Source organism: Stutzerimonas chloritidismutans, assembly GCF_020783375.1.
GTDB classification, from domain to species: domain Bacteria; phylum Pseudomonadota; class Gammaproteobacteria; order Pseudomonadales; family Pseudomonadaceae; genus Stutzerimonas; species Stutzerimonas kunmingensis.
Window position 1 is genome coordinate 454,422 of sequence record NZ_CP086067.1, and the last position, 18,379, is coordinate 472,800.

Sequence of the window (18,379 nt, forward strand, 5' to 3'; positions counted from 1 at the left end):
ATGACTCAGGCCCGCCAGCCGGCCGCAAGTTCACGGGTCAGCTGGCCGGCCGGGATCTCCCGGCAGCCGCTGACGTTCTGCCCGGCCCACAGCGGCGTGCAGTGATCCAGGCCCTGCTTCTCGGTCTGGGCACGCAGCGCGCCGATGGCGTTGCCGGCCAGCGGGAAGGGTGGCACGCCTTCGGGCAGCGGACCCAGCTCACGCATGATGCGGTTGACGATGCCGCGCGCCGGGCGCCCGCTGAACAGGGTGGTCAGCGCGGTATGCGCTGCGTGCGGGCTCTTCAGCGCGGCGCGATGCAGCGCATTGGTGCGGCTCTCCGGGCACAGCAGGTAGGCGGTGCCCAGTTGCACACCAGCCGCGCCGAGGGTCTGCGCTGCAGCCACGCCCCCGGCATCGGCGATGCCGCCGGCGGCGACCACCGGCACGTTCAGCGCGGCGACCAGTTGCGGCAGCAGGGCAAAGGTGCCGAGTTGGGTGGTCAGGTCCTCGCTGAGAAAGATGCCGCGGTGGCCGCCGGCTTCCAGGCCCTGGGCAATCACCAGGTCGACGTCGTGCTGCTGCAGCCAGAGGCCTTCGGCGACCGTAGTCGCGCTGGAGGCGATCTTCGCCCCGGTGGCGCGGGCGCGTTGCAGCAGATCGGGCGCCGGCAGGCCGAAGTGGAAGCTGACCAGCGCCGGCTTGTGCCGCTCCAGCACCTCGGCCATTGCGGCATCGAACGGTTGGCGGGTGGCGCCGGTGGGAATGCTCGCCGGGTCGATGGCGAACTCGGCGAACATGGGTGCGAGCATCCGGTGCCAGGCGTCGAAGGCCGTCGGGTCGGCAGCCGGCGTCTGGTGGCAGAAGAAGTTGACGTTGTAGGGCCGGTCGGTCAGCGCCTCGATGGCGGTCAGTTCGGCGTCCAGCGCCTCGGCATTGAGCATGCCGGCCGGGATCGAACCCAGCCCACCGGCTTCGCACACCGCCGCGGCCAGCAGGTGATTCTGCGCGCCGGCCATGGGCGCCTGGATGATCGGGTGCTCGATACCGAAGAGATCGCGCAGGTCCATGAGGTCAGCTCCGTTCAGTCGTCGTGGGGCGCCACTGTAGCCCGTGTCGGTGGCCGGGGAAAACGACGCTGGTCATGCCGGACCTGCGCGGCGCAAGGCGGACGGGTAAACTGCGCGGCTCTCGAGGAGGATCAGATGAACTACCGCCACGCCTTCCATGCCGGCAACCACGCCGATGTGCTCAAACACCTGGTGCTGAGCCGGATCTTCGCCCTGCTGTGGCGCAAGGAGGCGCCCTTCGCCTACCTCGACAGCCATGCCGGCGTCGGCCTCTACGACCTGGCCGGCGACCAGGCCAGCCGTACTGGCGAGTGGCTGCAGGGCATCGCCCGCATCTGGCAGGCGGAGGCGCACCCGGCGTTGCTCGATGACTACCTCGGCGTGATCCGCCAGCTCAACCCGGACGGCGCGCTTCGTTATTACCCGGGTTCGCCGGAACTGGCGCGGCAGCTGACCCGCGAGCAGGATCGGCTGCAGCTCAACGAGAAGCACCCCGAGGATGGCGCGCTGCTCAAGGACAACATGGCCGGCGACCGCCGCGTGGCGGTGCATCGCGGCGAGGGCTGGCATGTGCCGCGGGCGTTGATGCCGACGCAGGAAAAGCGCGTGGTACTGCTGATCGATCCGCCGTTCGAACAGGCCGACGAATTGAGCCGCTGCGTCACGGCAATGAAGGAAGCGCTGGGGCGCATGCGCCAGACCATCGGCGTGATCTGGTATCCGATCAAGGACGAGCGCCAGCTCAAGCGCTTCTATCAGGACCTCGCGCGCAGCGGCGCACCGAAACTGCTGCGTGCCGAACTGTTCGTCCACCCGGCCGATGACGCCAGCCGCCTGAGCGGTTCGGGCCTGGCCATCGTCAACCCGCCGTGGGGGCTAGAGGACGAACTGCGTGCGCTGTTGCCGTGGCTGGCCGAACAGCTGGCGCAGAGCCAGGGCAGCTGGCGGCTGGACTGGCTGATCGAGGAGGCTTGAGAAGCGCGATCCACCCTACGCTGCGTGATCAACCGTAGGGTGGATGTCGCGTTTCACATCCACCGTCACGGGGCCGCAGCCGCACCCTGCCTCAGAACAACCTGAGCGGCTCTTCCTGCAGCGCCGATATCTGCTCGCGCAGGATCAGCACCTGGTCGCCCCAGTAACGCTCGCTACCAAACCAGGGAAAGCTCATCGGAAAGGCCGGATCGTTCCAGCGGCGGGCAAGCCAGGCGCTGTAGTGCATCAGCCGCAACGCGCGCAGTGCCTCGATCAGCGGCAGCTCGCGGGGGGCGAAATCGTGGAATTCGTTGTAGCCGTCCACCAGTTCGGCCAGCTGGCCGAGCCGCTCGTGGCGTTCGCCGGCGAGCATCATCCACAGGTCCTGGACAGAAGGGCCCATGCGGCAATCGTCGAGATCGACCAGATGAAAGGCGTCGTCGCGGGCGAGGATGTTGCCCGGGTGACAATCGCCATGCAGGCGGATCGGGGTGAAGTTGGTGCTGGCGAAGACGTCTTCGACCCGCTTGAGCAGGTCGCGCGCCACCGACTCGTAGGCAGGCAGCAGGCTTTTGGGCACGAAGTCACCGTCCAGCAAGCTGTTCAGCGAGTCGTGGCCGAAATTCTGTACGCCCAGGGTTTCGCGATGCTCGAACGGCCGGTTTGCACCTATCGCATGCATGCGTCCCAGCAGCTGGCCGAGGCGATAGAGCTGGTCGAGATTGCCCGGCTCCGGCGCGCGACCACCGCGGCGTGGAAAGAGCGCGAAGCGGAAACCGGCATGCTCGAAGAGCGTCGTGCCGTTACGCTGCAGCGGCGCCACCACCGGCACCTCGTGCTCAGCCAGCTCCAGGCTGAACTGGTGCTCCTCGAGAATCGCCTCGTTACTCCAGCGGCCGGGGCGATAGAACTTGGCGATCAGTGGTGTTTCGTCTTCGATGCCCACCTGATAGACGCGGTTCTCGTAGCTGTTGAGCGCCAGCACGCGGGCATCACTGAGATAACCGATGCTTTCCACGGCGTCGAGGACCAGGTCCGGCGTGAGTGTATCGAAGGGATGAGACATGACCGGCTCCGCAGAATAGACCGATCAGTGTATTGCACCGGGGCTTTTAAACAACCGCGCGTCCGCTGCTATCAGTCGCCTGGCTTGGGCGTGCGTGCCAGGCAGTAGACGTCCACTCGCACCGCACCCGCACGCTTGAGCAGTCGCGCCAGCGCCTCGGCGGTCGCGCCGGTGGTCAGCACGTCGTCGATCAGCGCCAGATGGCGGCCCTTGATGTCGGTACCCGGCGCCAGGCAAAACGCCTGGCGCAGATTGCGTCGTCGCGTGGCGGCGTCCAGTTGCTGCTGCGGTGGCGTATCGACGACGCGTTCCAGCAGATGTGCGACCGGCAGTTTCAGCGCTCCGCCCAGCCACCGCGCGAGCATCTGCGCCTGATTGAAGCCGCGCTGGCGCAGGCGTCGACGTGCCAGCGGTACCGGGACCAGAAGATCAGGCTGCGGCAGTCCCTCGGTAAAGGCGTGCTGCAGATGCAGCGCCAGGCGCTCGCCAAGCAGGCGGCCGAATGGCCAGCGCGCCTGGTGCTTGAAGCGGGTGATCAGTGCATCCACGGGAAAGGCGAAGCGCCAGGGCACCTCGACGTGGTCATAGCTTGGCGGCCTTTTCTGGCACTCGCCGCAGATCAGCCCGCGTGTCGGCAGTGGCACGGCACAGGTTGCACACCGGCCCTCGAGCCAGGGCAGTTCAGCTTCGCAAGGGCCGCACAGTGGGTGACCGCCGCAAGGTTCATCGCACAGCAGGCAGTGCTGTATATTAATTGACCAGTTGTAAACCATGATTCCTTTCCTGGTTGACAGCGTATCGAGCTTGGCTAAACATTCCGCATCCGTGCCAGGCCGCCGCGCCGCTATTAATTACAAGGAATGCCCATGAGCGCCACCTCCGCCTCCATTACGCGTCACGATTGGACCCTCGCCGAGGTCAAGGCGCTCTTCGAGCAACCCTTCAACGATCTGCTGTTTCAGGCGCAGACCGTGCACCGCCAGCACTTCGACGCCAACCGCGTGCAGGTGTCCACGCTGCTGTCGATCAAGACCGGCGCCTGCCCGGAAGACTGCAAGTACTGCCCGCAATCCGGGCACTACAACACCGGCCTCGATAAAGAGAAGCTGATGGAGGTGCAGAAGGTGCTGGAGGCTGCGGCCGAAGCCAAGGCCATCGGCTCGACACGTTTCTGCATGGGCGCCGCCTGGAAGCACCCGTCGGCCAAGGACATGCCCTACGTGCTGAAGATGGTCGAAGGGGTCAAGGCCATGGGCCTGGAAACCTGCATGACCCTCGGCAAACTCGATCAGGAGCAGACCAAGGCGCTGGCGGCGGCGGGGCTGGACTACTACAACCACAACCTCGACACCTCGCCGGAGTACTACGGCAACATCATTACTACCCGCACCTACGGCGAGCGTCTGGAGACGCTGAGCTACGTGCGCGAGGCGGGGATGAAGATCTGCTCCGGCGGCATTCTCGGCATGGGCGAGTCGCTGGACGATCGCGCCGGCCTGCTGATCCAGCTGGCCAACCTGCCTGAGCACCCGGAATCTGTGCCGATCAACATGCTGGTCAAGGTCAAGGGCACGCCGCTGGCCGAGGAACAGGACGTCGATCCGTTCGACTTCATCCGCATGCTCGCCGTGGCGCGGATCATGATGCCGAAATCCCATGTGCGCCTGTCCGCCGGTCGTGAGGCGATGAACGAGCAGATGCAGGCCCTGGCCTTCTTCGCTGGCGCCAACTCGATCTTCTACGGCGAGAAGCTGCTGACCACCGCCAACCCGCAGGCGGACAAGGACATGCAGCTGTTCGCGCGTCTGGGCATCAAGCCGGAAGAGCGCCACGAGCATGCCGACGAAGTACACCAGGCGGCCATCGAGCAGGCGCTGATCGAGCAGCGCGACAGCAAGCTGTTCTACAACGCCGCGGTCTGATGATCGGGTCCGGTGGATGAGTGCGGCATCGGTTGCACGCATCCGCCGCTGGCCTGGCCAACCCATTTGCAGGCTGGATGACCCGCGCGTGGTCATCCACCTCCTCTCGGTGCACCCATGAGCTTCGATCTCTCCGCCCGTCTCGCCGAGCGCCGCGCGGCCCATCTCTATCGTCAACGTCCGCTGCTGGAAGCGCCGCAGCAGCCGGAGGTGATGGTCGATGGCGACCGCCTGCTGGCGTTCTGTTCCAACGACTATCTGGGCCTCGCCAATCATCCCGAGGTGATTGACGCCATGCAGCAGGGCGCTGCGAAGTGGGGCGTGGGCGGCGGCGCCTCGCATCTGGTGATCGGCCACAGCACGCCGCATCACCAGCTCGAGGAAGCCCTTGCCGAATTCACCGGCCGACCGCGGGCGCTGCTGTTTTCCACCGGTTATATGGCGAATCTGGCTGCGGTGACGGCGCTGGTCGGGCAGGGCGATACGGTGCTGGAGGATCGCCTCAATCACGCTTCCCTGCTCGATGCCGGTCTGCTCTCGGGCGCGCGTTTCTCGCGCTACCTGCACAACGACGCCGAGAGCCTCGGCAAGCGCCTGGAGAAGGCCAGCGGCAATACCCTGGTGGTGACCGATGGCGTATTCAGCATGGACGGCGATCTCGCCGACCTGCCGGCGATCTGCGCCACGGCCAAGCAGCGTGGCGCCTGGGTGATGGTCGACGATGCCCATGGCTTCGGTCCGCTGGGCGCGACGGGCGGCGGCATCGTCGAGCACTTCGGTCTGGGCATGGACGACGTCCCGGTGCTGGTCGGCACCCTCGGCAAGGCGTTCGGCACCGCGGGTGCCTTTGTCGCCGGCAGCGAGGAGCTGATCGAAACGCTGATCCAGTTCGCCCGGCCCTACATCTACACCACCAGCCAGCCGCCGGCGGTGGCCTGTGCCACACTCAAAAGCCTGGAGCTGCTGAGCAGCGAAGGCTGGCGCCGAGAGCATCTGAACCGATTGGTCGCGCGTTTCCGCGAGTGCGCGCAGCAGATCGGACTGACGCTGATGGACAGCCCGACGCCGATCCAGCCGGTGCTGGTGGGCAGCAGCGAACGGGCGTTAAGGCTGTCGGCATTGCTACGCGAACGCGGCATCCTGGTCGGCGCCATTCGCCCACCGACCGTTCCGGCCGGCAGCGCGCGACTGCGGATCACCTTCACCGCGAGCCACAGCGATGCGCAGCTCGAGCGCCTGTTGGAGGCGCTGGCCGAGTGCTGGGCCCTATTGCCCAAGGAGAACGAGGATGCGTGATCGACTGATTCTTCTGCCGGGTTGGGCGTTCGGCCCGGCTGCCCTGGAGCCCCTGGCCGAGCTGTTGCGTGATCGTGAGCCGCGGCTGCAGGTCGAAATTGTCCCGCTGCCGGCGCTGGAGCGACCAGATGCCTGGCTCGACGAGCTGGATGCGCGGTTGCCCGTCGACAGCTGGATAGCGGGCTGGTCCCTGGGCGGAATGCTGGCCACGCAGCTGGCAGCACGCCGTGGCGACAACTGCCCTGGCCTGATCACCATCTGTAGCAACCCCTGCTTCCGCAGCCGCGACGATTGGCCGACGGCCATGCCTGCCGAAGTCTTCGATGCCTTCGATGCGGCATTCCAGATGGGACCGGAGGACACGCTCAAGCGCTTCAGTTTGCTCTGCAGCCGCGGCGCGTACGATCCGCGCACGCTTGCCCGGCAGTTGCAGGTCAGTCTGCTCGACCAGCCTGTGGCCGTCGCGGCCGCCGGTTTGCGCCTGCTTGCCGATCTGGATGGACGCGAGTCGCTGCAGCGTTACGTTGGACCGCAGCTACACCTGTTCGCGGGCAGCGATGCGCTGGTCCCTGGGGCTGCCGCGGAGGCGCTGCTGGCCAGCCTACCGGATGTAGAGGTCGATGTGCTGGCCAATGCCAGCCACGGCTTGCCGCTGGAGCGCGCCGACGACGTGGCGACGGCCATGCTGGCGTTCATGGGTGAGGGCGAAGATGACTGAAGCATCGCTCAGCGAGCGTCCACCGGCGCAGTTACCTGACAAGCGCCAGGTCGCAGCATCGTTTTCCCGTGCTGCTGCCAGCTACGACAGCGTCGCCGCGCTGCAGCGGAAAGTCGGTAATCAATTGCTGGCCCGACTGCCTTCAACTCGGCAACCCAGCTGCTGGCTCGATCTTGGCAGTGGCACCGGCTACTTTTCCCGCGCCCTGGCCGCGGCCTTTCCGGAGGCCGATGGCCTGGCACTGGATATTGCCGAGGGCATGCTGCGCCACGCGCGGCCGCAGGGAGGCGCACGGCATTTCGTCACCGGTGATGCCGAGCGGCTGCCGCTGCGTGATGGCAGCGTCGATCTGATCTATTCGAGCCTGGCGCTGCAGTGGTGCGAGGATTTCGCAGTCGTGCTGAGCGAAGCGCGGCGGGTGTTACGTCCGGGCGGCATCCTCGCCTTCACCAGTCTGTGCAGCGGTACCCTGCAGGAGCTGCGGGACAGCTGGCTGGTGGTGGACGGCTTCGCTCACGTCAATCGCTTCCGCTCGCTGGAGGCCTACCAGGCGCTGTGTAGGGACTGCGGTCTGGGATTGGTGAGTCTCGAAGTGCGCCCGGAAGTGCTGCATTTCCCCGATTTGCGCCAGCTGACCCATGAGCTCAAGGCGCTGGGTGCGCACAACCTGAACCCGGGTCGCCCGGACGGGTTGACCGGGCGCTCACGCATCCGCGCGCTGGTCGAGGCCTACGAAGATTTCCGCCAGCCCGAAGGGCTCCCGGCGACCTACCAGGTGATCTACGGCATTCTGCACAAGGAGCCATGATGCATCGCGCTTTCTTCATTGCCGGCACCGATACCGATGTTGGCAAGACCACTATCGCCGCGGGCCTGCTGCATGCAGCGCGCCTGGCGGGGTTGTCCACCGCGGCGGTGAAGCCGGTCGCCTCAGGCTGCGAAAGGACCGAGCAGGGTTTACGTAACAGCGATGCGCTGGCCCTGCTGGCCGAATGCAGCCTTGCGCTGGACTATGCGACGGTCAACCCGTTCGCGTTCGAGCCGGCCATTGCCCCGCATATAGCCGCCCGCGAAGCGGGTGTCGAACTGACCGCCGCTCGTCTGATCGAGGCCGTGCAACCGGTAATGGCCCGGCAGGCCGGCGTCACTCTGGTCGAGGGCGCGGGAGGCTGGCGAGTCCCGCTGAATGCGCGTGAGCATCTGTCGGCATTGCCCGCGGCGCTGGGTTTACCGGTCATTCTCGTAGTAGGGGTGCGCTTGGGTTGTATCAACCATGCGCTGCTCAGTGCTGAAACGATCGCCCGCGACGGGCTGGCGCTGGCTGGCTGGGTGGCGAATATCATCGACCCTGCCACGTCGCGGCTGGATGACAACCTCGCCACGCTCGCTGAGCTGCTACCGGCACCCTGCCTTGGCCAGGTGCCTCGCCTCGCTGCGCCAACGGCGCGTCAGGTCGCGCGCTACCTGACGTTGCCCGCGTTGCAGCCGGTGTGAGCGGACGCGCATTGCGGCGACTCGCGCCTTGCGGTACGTGTCGGCATCTGCTTGAATGCTGGCAACCTGATAGCGCGTGGAGTCACCATGCAAATCACCAATAACCTTCTGGGCGCGGGCCTCAGTGCCTACCAGGGCGGTCAGCTGCGCGTCGAGCAGGCCGCTTCGTCCATCGCCTCCGCCAACGCGCCAGTGCTGGGCAACTCCCAGGCGGTCACCGAAATCACCGAGCAGCTAATCCAGTTGAAGGTCGGTGAGCACAGTGCCAAGGCAGGTGCCCGTATGATCCAGAGCGCTGACGAAGTCCTCGGCACGCTGATCGATACCCAGGCCTGATCGCGTACTCCGGCGCTCATCGATTCTCCTTGCTGACTCGAGTCGTCATTCATGCGCTCGGCCAGCTTCGCTTTTCTCCTTCCTGCATCTTCGTTCCCGCCAGTCAGCTCGGCAGGCGCCGGGCTTGCTGCGTCTTTGCAACATCAGATTTCCTGTTCCCGAATTTCGCCAGGCGTGGCCTTCGCTCGACCTGAAGTTGGCTGATTCAGCCGATAAAGTGGTGCCCTGTTCCGCGCTTGACATCGCTCAGGTCGAAACGTATGTTTCAAACGCCTGTTTGACCCTTCGGGCTGGTAGTCCGACGGTCGAAATCGAATTCAGATGGCTGGGTCGCCCGGTCAGCTTGTTACAAGAACTCACCGCTGAGGTTTACGCTATGCCCGACTACAAGGCCCCCTTGCGCGATATCCGTTTCGTACGTGACGAGCTGCTCGGCTACGAAGCGCACTATCAGAGCCTTCCGGGATGTGAAGACGCCACCCCGGACATGGTCAACGCGATTCTCGATGAGGGCGCGAAGTTCTGTGAGCAGGTCCTCGCTCCGCTGAATCGCGTCGGCGACATCGAAGGCTGCACCTGGAGCGAGTCGGGCGTGAAGACGCCGACCGGTTTCAAGGAAGCTTACGAGCAGTACGTGGCAGGCGGCTGGCCGAGCCTGGCCCATGACGTCGACCACGGCGGTCAGGGTCTGCCCGAGTCCCTCGGTCTGGCGATCAGCGAAATGATCGGTCAGGCCAACTGGTCCTGGGGCATGTACCCCGGCCTGTCTCATGGCTGCATGAACACCATCGCTACCCACGGTACCGACGATCAGAAGCACACCTATCTGAGCAAGCTTGTGTCCGGCCAGTGGACCGGCACCATGTGCCTGACCGAGCCGCACTGCGGTACCGATTTGGGCATGTTGCGCACCAAGGCGGAGCCCCAGGCCGACGGCAGCTACAAGCTGAACGGCACCAAGATCTTCATCTCCTCCGGTGAACACGACATGGCCGAGAACATCGTCCATATCGTTCTGGCTCGCCTGCCCGATGCTCCGGCTGGCACCAAGGGCATCTCCCTGTTCATCGTGCCCAAGTTCCTGCCCAACGCCGAAGGCGAGAAGGGCGAGCGCAACGGTGTGAACTGCGGATCGCTTGAACACAAGATGGGCATCCACGGCAACGCGACCTGCGTCATGAACTTCGACGGCGCCACCGGTTTTCTGATCGGTCCGCCGAACAAGGGCCTGAACGCGATGTTCACCTTTATGAACACCGCACGTCTGGGTACCGCGCTGCAGGGTCTGGCACATGCTGAGATCGGTTTCCAGGGCGGCATCAAGTACGCTCGTGAGCGCCTGCAGATGCGTGCGCTGAGCGGCCCCAAGGCACCGGAAAAGCCAGCCGACCCGATCATCGTGCATCCGGACGTGCGTCGCATGCTGTTGACCATGAAGGCGTTCGCCGAGGGCAACCGCGCGATGGTCTACTTCACCGCCAAGCAGGTCGACATCGTCAAGAACAGCCAGGATGAAGAGCAGAAGAAGCAGGCCGACACGCTGCTGGCCTTCCTCACGCCGATCGCCAAGGCGTTCATGACCGAAGTAGGCTTCGAAGCGGCCAACCACGGCGTGCAGATCTACGGTGGTCACGGCTTCATCGCCGAGTGGGGCATGGAGCAGAACGTGCGTGACGCGCGTATCTCCATGCTGTACGAGGGCACCACCGGTATCCAGGCGCTGGATCTGTTGGGCCGCAAGGTGCTGATGACCCAGGGCGAGGCGCTGAAGTCCTTCACCAAGATCGTGCACAAGTTCTGCCAGAACCAGGAAGGCAACGAAGCCATCAAGGAGTTCGTTACCCCCCTGAATCAGCTGAACAAGGAGTGGGGCGAGCTGACCATGAAGATCGGCATGGCGGCCATGAAGGATCGTGAAATGGTCGGTGCGGCGTCGGTCGACTACTGCATGTATTCCGGCTACGCCTGTCTCGCCTATTTCTGGGCTGACATGGCTCGGGTTGCTGCCGAGAAACTGGCTGAGGGCACCTCCGAGGAGGCGTTCTACAAGGCCAAGCTGCAGACCGCGCGGTTCTACTTCCAGCGCATCCTGCCGCGTACCCGCATGCATGTCGACGCCATGCTGTCCGGTGCCGACAACCTGATGCAGATGGCTGAGGAAGACTTCGCTCTCGGTTACTGATGGTTGAGGTTGTAAAGATAAGCCGCTGCTTTGCAGCGGCTTTTTTGTGCCCGATCCAGACGTTGTACTGCTTTTGCCGCATCTTCGCCGGTATTTCGGCTGCACAACTGGGAGCAAGAAGGCAAAATGCTAGCTTTTCTCGGCAGCATGCCGGAGTTGCCGTGTCGCGTACCGTCCCGCCTCGCTTCAGCCATTTTTTCGCGCCATTGGCCCTGTTGCTCGGCGGAGAGGTCATCGCGCGTCAGGTTTCGCTGAACGAGTTCTTCACGTCGCTCTATAACGTCCTGCCGACCGTACTGCTGTTGCTCGGCGGTGCGCTTTGCATGATGTACGGCCGCATCCGCGAGCTGTTTCTGCTGCTCTGCGTCTATCTTGCCTATTTCCTCCTCGATATCCACGCCGATCACTACCGGGCGCATGGCACTCTGCTGGACGATGCTGCACTGACCTTTCATCTCTGCAGCTTGCTGCTGCCGCTGCTTTACGGCCTGTATGGCGTGTGGCGAGAGCGCAGTCACCTGGCGCAGGACGGCCTGGCCCGTGCCGCCGTGCTGTTTGCCGTCGGCGTCGTCGCCGTGGCGCTGGCAAAGCGGTTTCCGGAAGCGTTACATGCCTGGCTGGTGGTGATTCGCTGGCCCGCGCTCAAGGCCGACTGGCTACCGCTCATCCAGCTGGCGTATCCGGTGTTCCTCGTGGCGTTGGTGTTGCTGACCGTCCAGTACCTTCGCCAGCCGCGACCTTCCCATGCGGCGCAGATCATCGCGCTGCTCGGCATTCTGCTGATGCTGCCGCAGACCTTCAGCCGCTATGCCGCCCTCAATATTCTGAGCAGCCATGTGCTGCTGATGCTGGTGACGGCAATCGCTCATGAGGCTTATCTCATGGCCTTTCGTGACGAGCTGACCGGCTTGCCTGGGCGTCGCGCTCTGAATGAGCGACTGCAGCGCCTGGGGCGGCAGTACGTGCTGGCGATGGCTGATGTGGACCACTTCAAGCGCTTCAACGATACCTATGGTCACGACGTCGGTGATCAGGTGCTGAAGATGGTTGCCAGCCGGCTGCGCAAGATCGGCGGCGGTGGGCGCGCCTATCGTTATGGCGGTGAGGAATTCACTCTGGTATTTCCTGGGCACAGTATCGAGGAGTGCCTGCCGCACCTCGAGGCGGTACGCCAGTCGGTGGAGGCTTATGCCCTGCAGCTGCGTGACGCAGACAATCGGCCGAAGGATGATCGTCGCGGCCGTATGGCCCGGGGAGCGGCGTCGGCGAACCAGGTCTCGGTGACCATCAGCATCGGAGTGGCGGAGCGACAAGGCGAGCAGCGCAGTCCGGAAGAAGTGATCAAGGCCGCCGACCAAGCGCTGTACAGTGCAAAAAAAGCAGGAAGGAACTGTTTGCGAGTGCATGGCAGTGGCCGCGGCGCGGTGCGCATGGCCGAGCATTCGCGTTAGGGTTGCATTGGTATTGAGAGTGACCGATGGAAACTATCTGGTCATAAAAAGACGCTTAATCCTGTCCTGGTTATTCGGTTAGACTCGCTGGAAACGGCCCATAGTGGTCGCAACCCAGTGTCTTGCGAGGAACCTTGCCATGGCTGACTACCAAGCGCCGCTGCGCGACATGCGTTTTGTCCTGAATGAAGTCTTCGACGCGCCGAAACTGTGGCAGTCGCTGCCAGCGCTGGCCGAAGTGGTCGATGCCGAGACGGCCGATGCAATTCTCGAGGAAGCTGGCAAGATCACCGCCAATAGCATCGCGCCGCTCAACCGCAGCGGTGACGAAGAAGGCTGCCGCTGGGACGCCGGGGCGGTTTCTACGCCCGCCGGCTACCGGGAGGCTTATCAGCTATACGCCGAAGGCGGCTGGGTCGGTGTCGGTGGCGATCCGGCGTTCGGCGGGATGGGTATGCCCAAGGTCATCTCGGCTCAGGTTGAGGAGATGATGAACTCCGCCAGCCTGGCCTTCGGCCTCTATCCGATGCTGACGTCCGGCGCCTGCCTGTCGATCTACGCCCACGCCAGCGAGGAGCTCAAGCAGAAGTACCTGCCGAACATGTATGCCGGTGTCTGGTCCGGCTCCATGTGTCTGACCGAACCTCATGCCGGTACCGACCTGGGCATCATCCGCACCAAGGCCGAGCCTCAGGCCGATGGTTCCTACAAGGTCAGCGGTACCAAAATCTTCATCACTGGCGGTGAGCACGACCTGACCGAGAATATCATCCACCTGGTGCTGGCCAAGCTGCCGGATGCGCCAGCTGGCTCCCGCGGCATCTCGTTGTTCCTGGTGCCGAAGGTCATGGTCAACGACGACGGCACCCTGGGTGAGCGCAACTCGCTGTCCTGTGGTTCGATCGAGCACAAGATGGGTATCCAGGCGTCGGCCACCTGCGTGATGAACTTCGACGGTGCCATCGGCTGGATGGTCGGCGAGCCGAACAAGGGCCTCGCAGCGATGTTCACCATGATGAACTACGAGCGTCTGGGCGTCGGTATTCAGGGCCTGTCGACTGGCGAGCGCTCCTATCAGAGCGCCATCGAGTATGCCCGCGAGCGTATCCAGAGCCGCGCACCGACCGGACCGATTGCGCAGGACAAGGCAGCCGATCCGATCATCGTGCATCCGGATGTGCGCCGCATGCTGCTGACCATGAAGGCGTTGAACGAGGGTGGTCGCGCGTTCTCCAGTTATGTCGCGCTGCAGCTCGATATCGCCAAGTTCAGTGACGACGACGAGGCGCGACTGCGAGCCGAGGCGCAGGTGGCGCTGCTGACACCGGTGGCCAAGGCTTTCCTCACTGACATGGGGCTGGAAACCACGGTACATGGCCAGCAGATTTTCGGCGGCCATGGCTTCATCCGCGAGTGGGGCCAGGAGCAGCTGGTGCGTGACTGCCGCATTACTCAGATCTACGAGGGCACCAACGGCATTCAAGCGCTGGACCTGGTTGGGCGCAAGATCGTCGGCAGTGGTGGCACCATGTATCAGGCCTTCGTCGATGAAATTCGCGCATTCATCGCTGATGCCGGTCCGGAGCTGGCGGAGTTCGCCGAGCCCCTCAACGCTGCCATGGACAATCTGGATGAGCTGACTGCCTGGGTCATCGACCAGGCCAAGTTGAATCCGAACGAAATCGGCGCCGCCTCGGTGGAGTACCTGCACGTGTTCGGCTACACCGCTTATGCGTACATGTGGGCACGCATGGCGGCGGCGGCATTCGCCAAACAGGATGAAGGCGACTTCTACCAGAGCAAGCTGGGAACCGCGCGTTTCTACTTTGCTCGCCTGTTGCCGCGAATTCATTCGCTGAGCGCTTCGGTCAAGGCCGGAAGCGAGTCGCTGTACCTGCTCGACGCTGCTCAATTCTGAGAAGCCGCGGCTTAATCTAAAGGCAATATGAAATTATTTGGCCATGACGCGGAACGATTAAGCCGGCCTTCAGGTCATAAAAACCGCACCATGTAAGCCTGGACTTACAACACTGCATCAAGGATGACGCAATGTAGGAAAAGGCTTACAAGGCGTGATGCACAATGGCTACTACAGGCTCACAAGGTCTGACGGTAATCTACTGCTTAAGGACGTGGCGCATGGAAAGCGCAATTCAATAAAACGGACCACACAGGGAGCGGCGCCAGGATGGCGCGCGATCATGGATGTCAGGATTCAGTCTGCAGAGCCCCGCTTCGGCGGGGTTTTTCTTTTCTGCTTAGTTCTTATGCCAGCAGTCAGCCATTCAGGCGGCCTTGCGACCGCTTAGGCTTAGCCCGACTGCCCGGCATCAATTCGGCAGGCACACACCGGTCCCACCAAGCCCGCAGTATCCCCCAGGATTCTTTGCCAGATACTGCTGGTGATAGGCCTCTGCGTAGTAGAACGGCGGTGCATCGTCTACCTCGGTGGTGATGGCCGGAAAGCCCGCTGCGCTTAGTTGCCGCTGGAAACGTTCACGGCTTGCCTCTGCCTCGCGGCGCTGCTGTGCATCCATGCAGTAGATCGCCGAACGGTACTGGCTGCCGACATCGTTACCCTGCCGCATCCCCTGGGTCGGGTTGTGTGCCTCCCAAAAAACGCGTAGCAGCGTGCCGTAGTCGATCTGCTGAGGATCGAAGACCACCAGTACCGCCTCCGTATGCCCGGTAAGCCCAGAACAGACTTCATCGTACGTCGGGTTCGGGGTCAGGCCTCCGGCATAGCCGACAGCCGTTGTCCACACTCCCGGCTGCTCCCAGAACCGGCGTTCCGCTCCCCAGAAGCAGCCCATGCCAAACACCGCCTGGCAAAGCCCTGCTGGAAAGGGTGGCTGCAGCGGGTTGCCGTTGACGTAGTGGGCGGGGGGGACCGGTATGGGTGTCGAGCGGCCGGGCAAGGCCTGCTCGGCGGTGGGCAGTGCCTGTTTGTTGATCAGAATCTGCGAGCGTAGCGACATGCGAGCCTCGGGCGGGGAAGGTGGCTGACGAGCTAGGCTACAAAAGCCCGGGAGCCAGTGAAAGCGCCACGGCTACCACGCGTCGCAGAGTTCTGCGCAAACGGCTGGCGCTCAGCACCATTGGGGGTAGCGGCGCAGAGCCTCGGTCAGGATGTTGCCGGGGATCGGCTTGTCGAACAGGTAGCCCTGACCGATATCACAGCGATGACGACGCAGGAATTTCAGCTGCTCCGGTGTTTCGATTCCTTCAGCGACGACCTTCAGGTGCAGCTTGCGGGCCATGGCGATCACTGCCGAGGTGATCTCCACGTCGTCCTGGTTGCCTGGGATGTCCTTGATAAAGCTGCGATCGATCTTGATCACGTCGATGGGGAATTTCTTAAGGTAGCTCAGCGAGGAATACCCCGTGCCGAAGTCGTCCATGGCCAGCGTCAGGCCGAGCGCCTTGAGGCCGATCAGCTGCTGTCGGGTTTCCTCGGTGGCTTCGAGCAGGAGGCTTTCTGTCAGCTCCAGCTCCAGCTGCGCGGCGGGAAGTTGCTCTTCGAGCAGAATTGCGGCGATCGTGCCAAGCAGATCCGGATCCGAGAACTGCTTGGGTGAAAGGTTGATTGCGATCTGGGGCGTGCCAAGGCCTAGCGCGGAAAGGGTGACGCCCATCCGGCACGCTTCCCGCGCGACCCACTTGCCGATCGGGATGATCAGCCCGGTTTCTTCCGCGACGCTGATGAACTGATCCGGGCGGATCATGCCCTTTTCCGGATGGTTCCAGCGCAGCAGCGCTTCCAGCCCCTGCAGCCGGCCGGTATGCAGGCATAGCTTGGGCTGGTAGAACACCTCCAACTCGTTCTGCAGCAGCGCACGGCGCAGGTTGTTCTCGACGAACAGCTTGTAGTTGGCTTCGGCATGCAGGGCTTCGGTGAATATCTGCACCTGGTTCTTGCCGTTCGCCTTGGCCTTGTGCAGCGCTTGCCCGGCATGCTTCATCAGCGTTTCCGGGTCACGCCCGTGCTGGGGCGAGCACGCCAGCCCCAGGGACCCGCTGACGCTGATCAGCTGCTTGTCGACGAATAGCGGCTTGTCGAGGATGCGCAGCACCTGGTCTGCCAGGCGGACGCCTTCGTCCAGTCCCTTGTCATCGAACAGCAGGGCGAACTCGTTGCTGGCAAAGCGTGCCAGTACGGCCTGCTGGCTGAGTCCGTTGCGCAGTCGCCGGGCAAGGCTGGTGAGCAGCTTGTCGCCGGTCTGGTGGCCGAGGCTGTCGTTGATGCGCTTGAAGTTGTCGATGTCCACCAGCAACAGGCAGAGCCTGGGCTCGGCCCCGGCGGCAAAGCGCTCCTCGATGCTGCGAATGAAGTACGGGCGATTGCCCAGGTTGGTCAGATTGTCGGTATAGGCCAGACGCTCGATATGCTGATGTGCCAGTTTGCTGCGGGTGATGTCCTCGTAGATGCCGATGTAGTGGGTCAGCGCGCCGTCTTCATTGAAGACCTTGGAGATGGAAAGCTGACCCCAGTACGGCTCGAGGTTCTTGCGCCGGGAGCGGAACTCGCCCTGCCAGCTGTTGCTGTGGGCAAGTACCGAAGAGGTGTCGAACAGTAGCTCGCCGAGGTTTTCCAGAGCCTTCAGATCGGCCAGACGCTGACCGCGTACCTCGGCTGAGGAAAACTGGCTGATGACGGTGAATGCCGGATTCACATATTCCACCCGGCCTTCTCGGTCGACCAGGATGAAGGCGCTGGCGCTCTGTTCCACGGCGCGCTGGAACAGGCCGAGCATATGGGTTGCGCTGAGCCGCTGCTGATTGGCCAGCACCTGCGCATACTGATCGGCCAGCTCGCCGGCGAAGGCGATCTCGTCGGCCTGCCATGCGCGCGGTTTGCCTGTGTGTTGCAGGCTGAGAACGCCGATTACCTCCCCACCGACTCGAATGCTGGCGTCCAGGATCGAGCGAACGCCCTGCGGGCGATAGATAAGCTGGTCAAGTTCGCAGGTGCGGTGATCCTGGGACACGTCCTGCGCATCGACGGCGCGACCGCTCTGCAGCGCCTGCAAGTAGCGGGGAAAGGGTGCGAGTTCCAGGGCTGAGGGCGTTTCGTAATGGTCGCTGTCGAGTCGGTAGCACGACACTGGCTCCAGGCGCGTGCCGTCCAGATGCCAGATTGTCGCGCGGTTCAGCTCGTAGACTTCGCAGGCGGCCTGGGTGATCAGCTGTGCCGCTTCCAGTTCCGGATTGGCGGAGCCGTAGCGATGCCGAGCCAGTCTGACGATCAGGCTCTGCTGGGTGCGCGAGCGCAGCATGTGCTCGATGTGTTCGTCCTGGGCTTGCTGCTGTTGCTGCAGCGCCGTGCGCAGTCGGGCGTTCTGCGCCCTGAGATCCTGATCCGATTCAGGCTGGCGTCCGGGCATCAGATAGCCCCTGAGCAGCTCGCGACCATACTGCTGGCAAACTTCGCCGAGTTCGGTGATGTCTTGCACGCCGTCAGGCGTGTGCAGTCGATAGCTGACTGAATAGTGGCTGCGGCCTGTCAGCTGTTGCTGAATCTCTTCGTGTAGCTGGTGACGGACGCTGGGCTCCATCAGGCTGGCGTAGGGGGCGTCGACCAGGGAGCAAAGGTCGCCGGCGGAAACACCGAGATAACGCTCGCAAGCGGGGTCGAGAAACAGCAGTGTCCAGCTGGACTCGTTCAAGCGCTCGAAACGCAGCATGCCGAGCCGTGAAGGCACTGGCAACTGCGTCACAACCTCGGTCGCCAGACGGCTGGCGGCATCGGTATGTATTTTCATCGAGCGGTTGGCTTCCAGTATGCTCCACGGAGTCGGGCTGGCCTGTGCTCCAGGCGCCGTTCCAACGAAGGACGATGGCTAAATAATATTAATTTCGGCAAGGGTGCATCATGCGACAGGGACTGACA

The 18,379-nt window shown here is 63.5% G+C and carries 15 protein-coding genes; 10 read left to right on the top strand and 5 right to left on the bottom strand.

What is annotated here, in order from left to right; all coding sequences use genetic code 11:
* Positions 1–5: 5 nt before the first annotated feature.
* On the bottom strand, positions 6–1,049 hold the full coding sequence (locus LLJ08_RS02075) for an NAD(P)H-dependent flavin oxidoreductase (RefSeq protein ID WP_228208085.1): 1,044 nt from the start codon (positions 1,047–1,049) through the stop codon (positions 6–8).
* Between the two features lie 135 nt (positions 1,050–1,184).
* Here LLJ08_RS02075 and LLJ08_RS02080 point away from each other — a divergent pair, with 135 nt between their 5' ends.
* On the top strand, positions 1,185–2,024 hold the full coding sequence (locus tag LLJ08_RS02080; RefSeq protein ID WP_228208086.1) for a 23S rRNA (adenine(2030)-N(6))-methyltransferase RlmJ: 840 nt from the start codon (positions 1,185–1,187) through the stop codon (positions 2,022–2,024).
* A gap of 91 nt (positions 2,025–2,115) precedes the next feature.
* On the opposite strand, the gene LLJ08_RS02085 is transcribed toward LLJ08_RS02080, so the two are convergent.
* Together LLJ08_RS02085 and LLJ08_RS02090 are read right to left on the bottom strand one after the other, a co-directional pair.
* Positions 2,116–3,090, bottom strand: coding sequence for a serine/threonine protein kinase (locus LLJ08_RS02085; protein ID WP_228208087.1), 975 nt, complete (start codon positions 3,088–3,090; stop codon positions 2,116–2,118).
* 71 nt (positions 3,091–3,161) lie between these two features.
* Complete coding sequence (locus LLJ08_RS02090; protein ID WP_228208088.1) at positions 3,162–3,863, bottom strand: ComF family protein; 702 nt, start codon at positions 3,861–3,863, stop codon at positions 3,162–3,164.
* Between the two features lie 93 nt (positions 3,864–3,956).
* On the opposite strand from LLJ08_RS02090, the gene bioB reads away from it, so the two are divergent.
* The 9 genes from bioB to LLJ08_RS02135 all read left to right on the top strand — a co-directional run bounded on the left by bioB (position 3,957) and on the right by LLJ08_RS02135 (position 14,407).
* Entirely contained in the window at positions 3,957–5,012 is a 1,056-nt protein-coding gene (bioB, locus tag LLJ08_RS02095; RefSeq protein ID WP_179485541.1) for a biotin synthase BioB, read from the top strand.
* Between the two features lie 117 nt (positions 5,013–5,129).
* On the top strand, positions 5,130–6,308 hold the full coding sequence (bioF, locus tag LLJ08_RS02100; RefSeq protein WP_228208089.1) for an 8-amino-7-oxononanoate synthase: 1,179 nt from the start codon (positions 5,130–5,132) through the stop codon (positions 6,306–6,308).
* Positions 6,301–7,026 carry an alpha/beta fold hydrolase gene (locus tag LLJ08_RS02105; protein ID WP_228208090.1) on the top strand — a complete coding sequence of 242 codons (726 nt, stop codon included), beginning with the start codon at positions 6,301–6,303 and terminating at the stop codon, positions 7,024–7,026. Before bioF ends, LLJ08_RS02105 begins: the two co-directional genes overlap by 8 nt.
* Positions 7,019–7,834: a malonyl-ACP O-methyltransferase BioC gene (gene bioC / locus LLJ08_RS02110; protein WP_003282602.1), complete on the top strand. Its 816-nt coding sequence runs from the start codon at positions 7,019–7,021 to the stop codon at positions 7,832–7,834. Before LLJ08_RS02105 ends, bioC begins: the two co-directional genes overlap by 8 nt.
* Positions 7,834–8,520, top strand: coding sequence for a dethiobiotin synthase (gene bioD, locus LLJ08_RS02115; protein ID WP_228208091.1), 687 nt, complete (start codon positions 7,834–7,836; stop codon positions 8,518–8,520). The genes bioC and bioD overlap by 1 nt, the downstream gene beginning before the upstream one ends.
* Before the next feature lie 87 nt (positions 8,521–8,607).
* Complete coding sequence (locus LLJ08_RS02120) at positions 8,608–8,856, top strand: hypothetical protein (protein WP_045666830.1); 249 nt, start codon at positions 8,608–8,610, stop codon at positions 8,854–8,856.
* Positions 8,857–9,232: 376 nt separating this feature from the next.
* Positions 9,233–11,038 (top strand): phenylacyl-CoA dehydrogenase, encoded by a 1,806-nt coding sequence (locus LLJ08_RS02125; protein ID WP_023445082.1) that lies wholly within the window; start codon positions 9,233–9,235, stop codon positions 11,036–11,038.
* Between the two features lie 161 nt (positions 11,039–11,199).
* The gene (locus tag LLJ08_RS02130) at positions 11,200–12,489 is read left to right on the top strand and encodes a GGDEF domain-containing protein (RefSeq protein WP_045666831.1); all 1,290 of its coding nucleotides are present in this window, start codon (positions 11,200–11,202) and stop codon (positions 12,487–12,489) included.
* Between the two features lie 139 nt (positions 12,490–12,628).
* Positions 12,629–14,407, top strand: a complete 1,779-nt coding sequence (locus LLJ08_RS02135) for an acyl-CoA dehydrogenase C-terminal domain-containing protein (protein WP_228208092.1) — start codon at positions 12,629–12,631, stop codon at positions 14,405–14,407.
* Positions 14,408–14,819: 412 nt separating this feature from the next.
* Here LLJ08_RS02135 and msrA read toward each other — a convergent pair whose 3' ends face one another.
* Positions 14,820–15,467, bottom strand: coding sequence for a peptide-methionine (S)-S-oxide reductase MsrA (gene msrA, locus LLJ08_RS02140; protein WP_101275254.1), 648 nt, complete (start codon positions 15,465–15,467; stop codon positions 14,820–14,822).
* 111 nt (positions 15,468–15,578) lie between these two features.
* Positions 15,579–18,251, bottom strand: coding sequence for a bifunctional diguanylate cyclase/phosphodiesterase (locus LLJ08_RS02145; protein WP_228208093.1), 2,673 nt, complete (start codon positions 18,249–18,251; stop codon positions 15,579–15,581).
* Positions 18,252–18,379 lie beyond the last annotated feature (128 nt).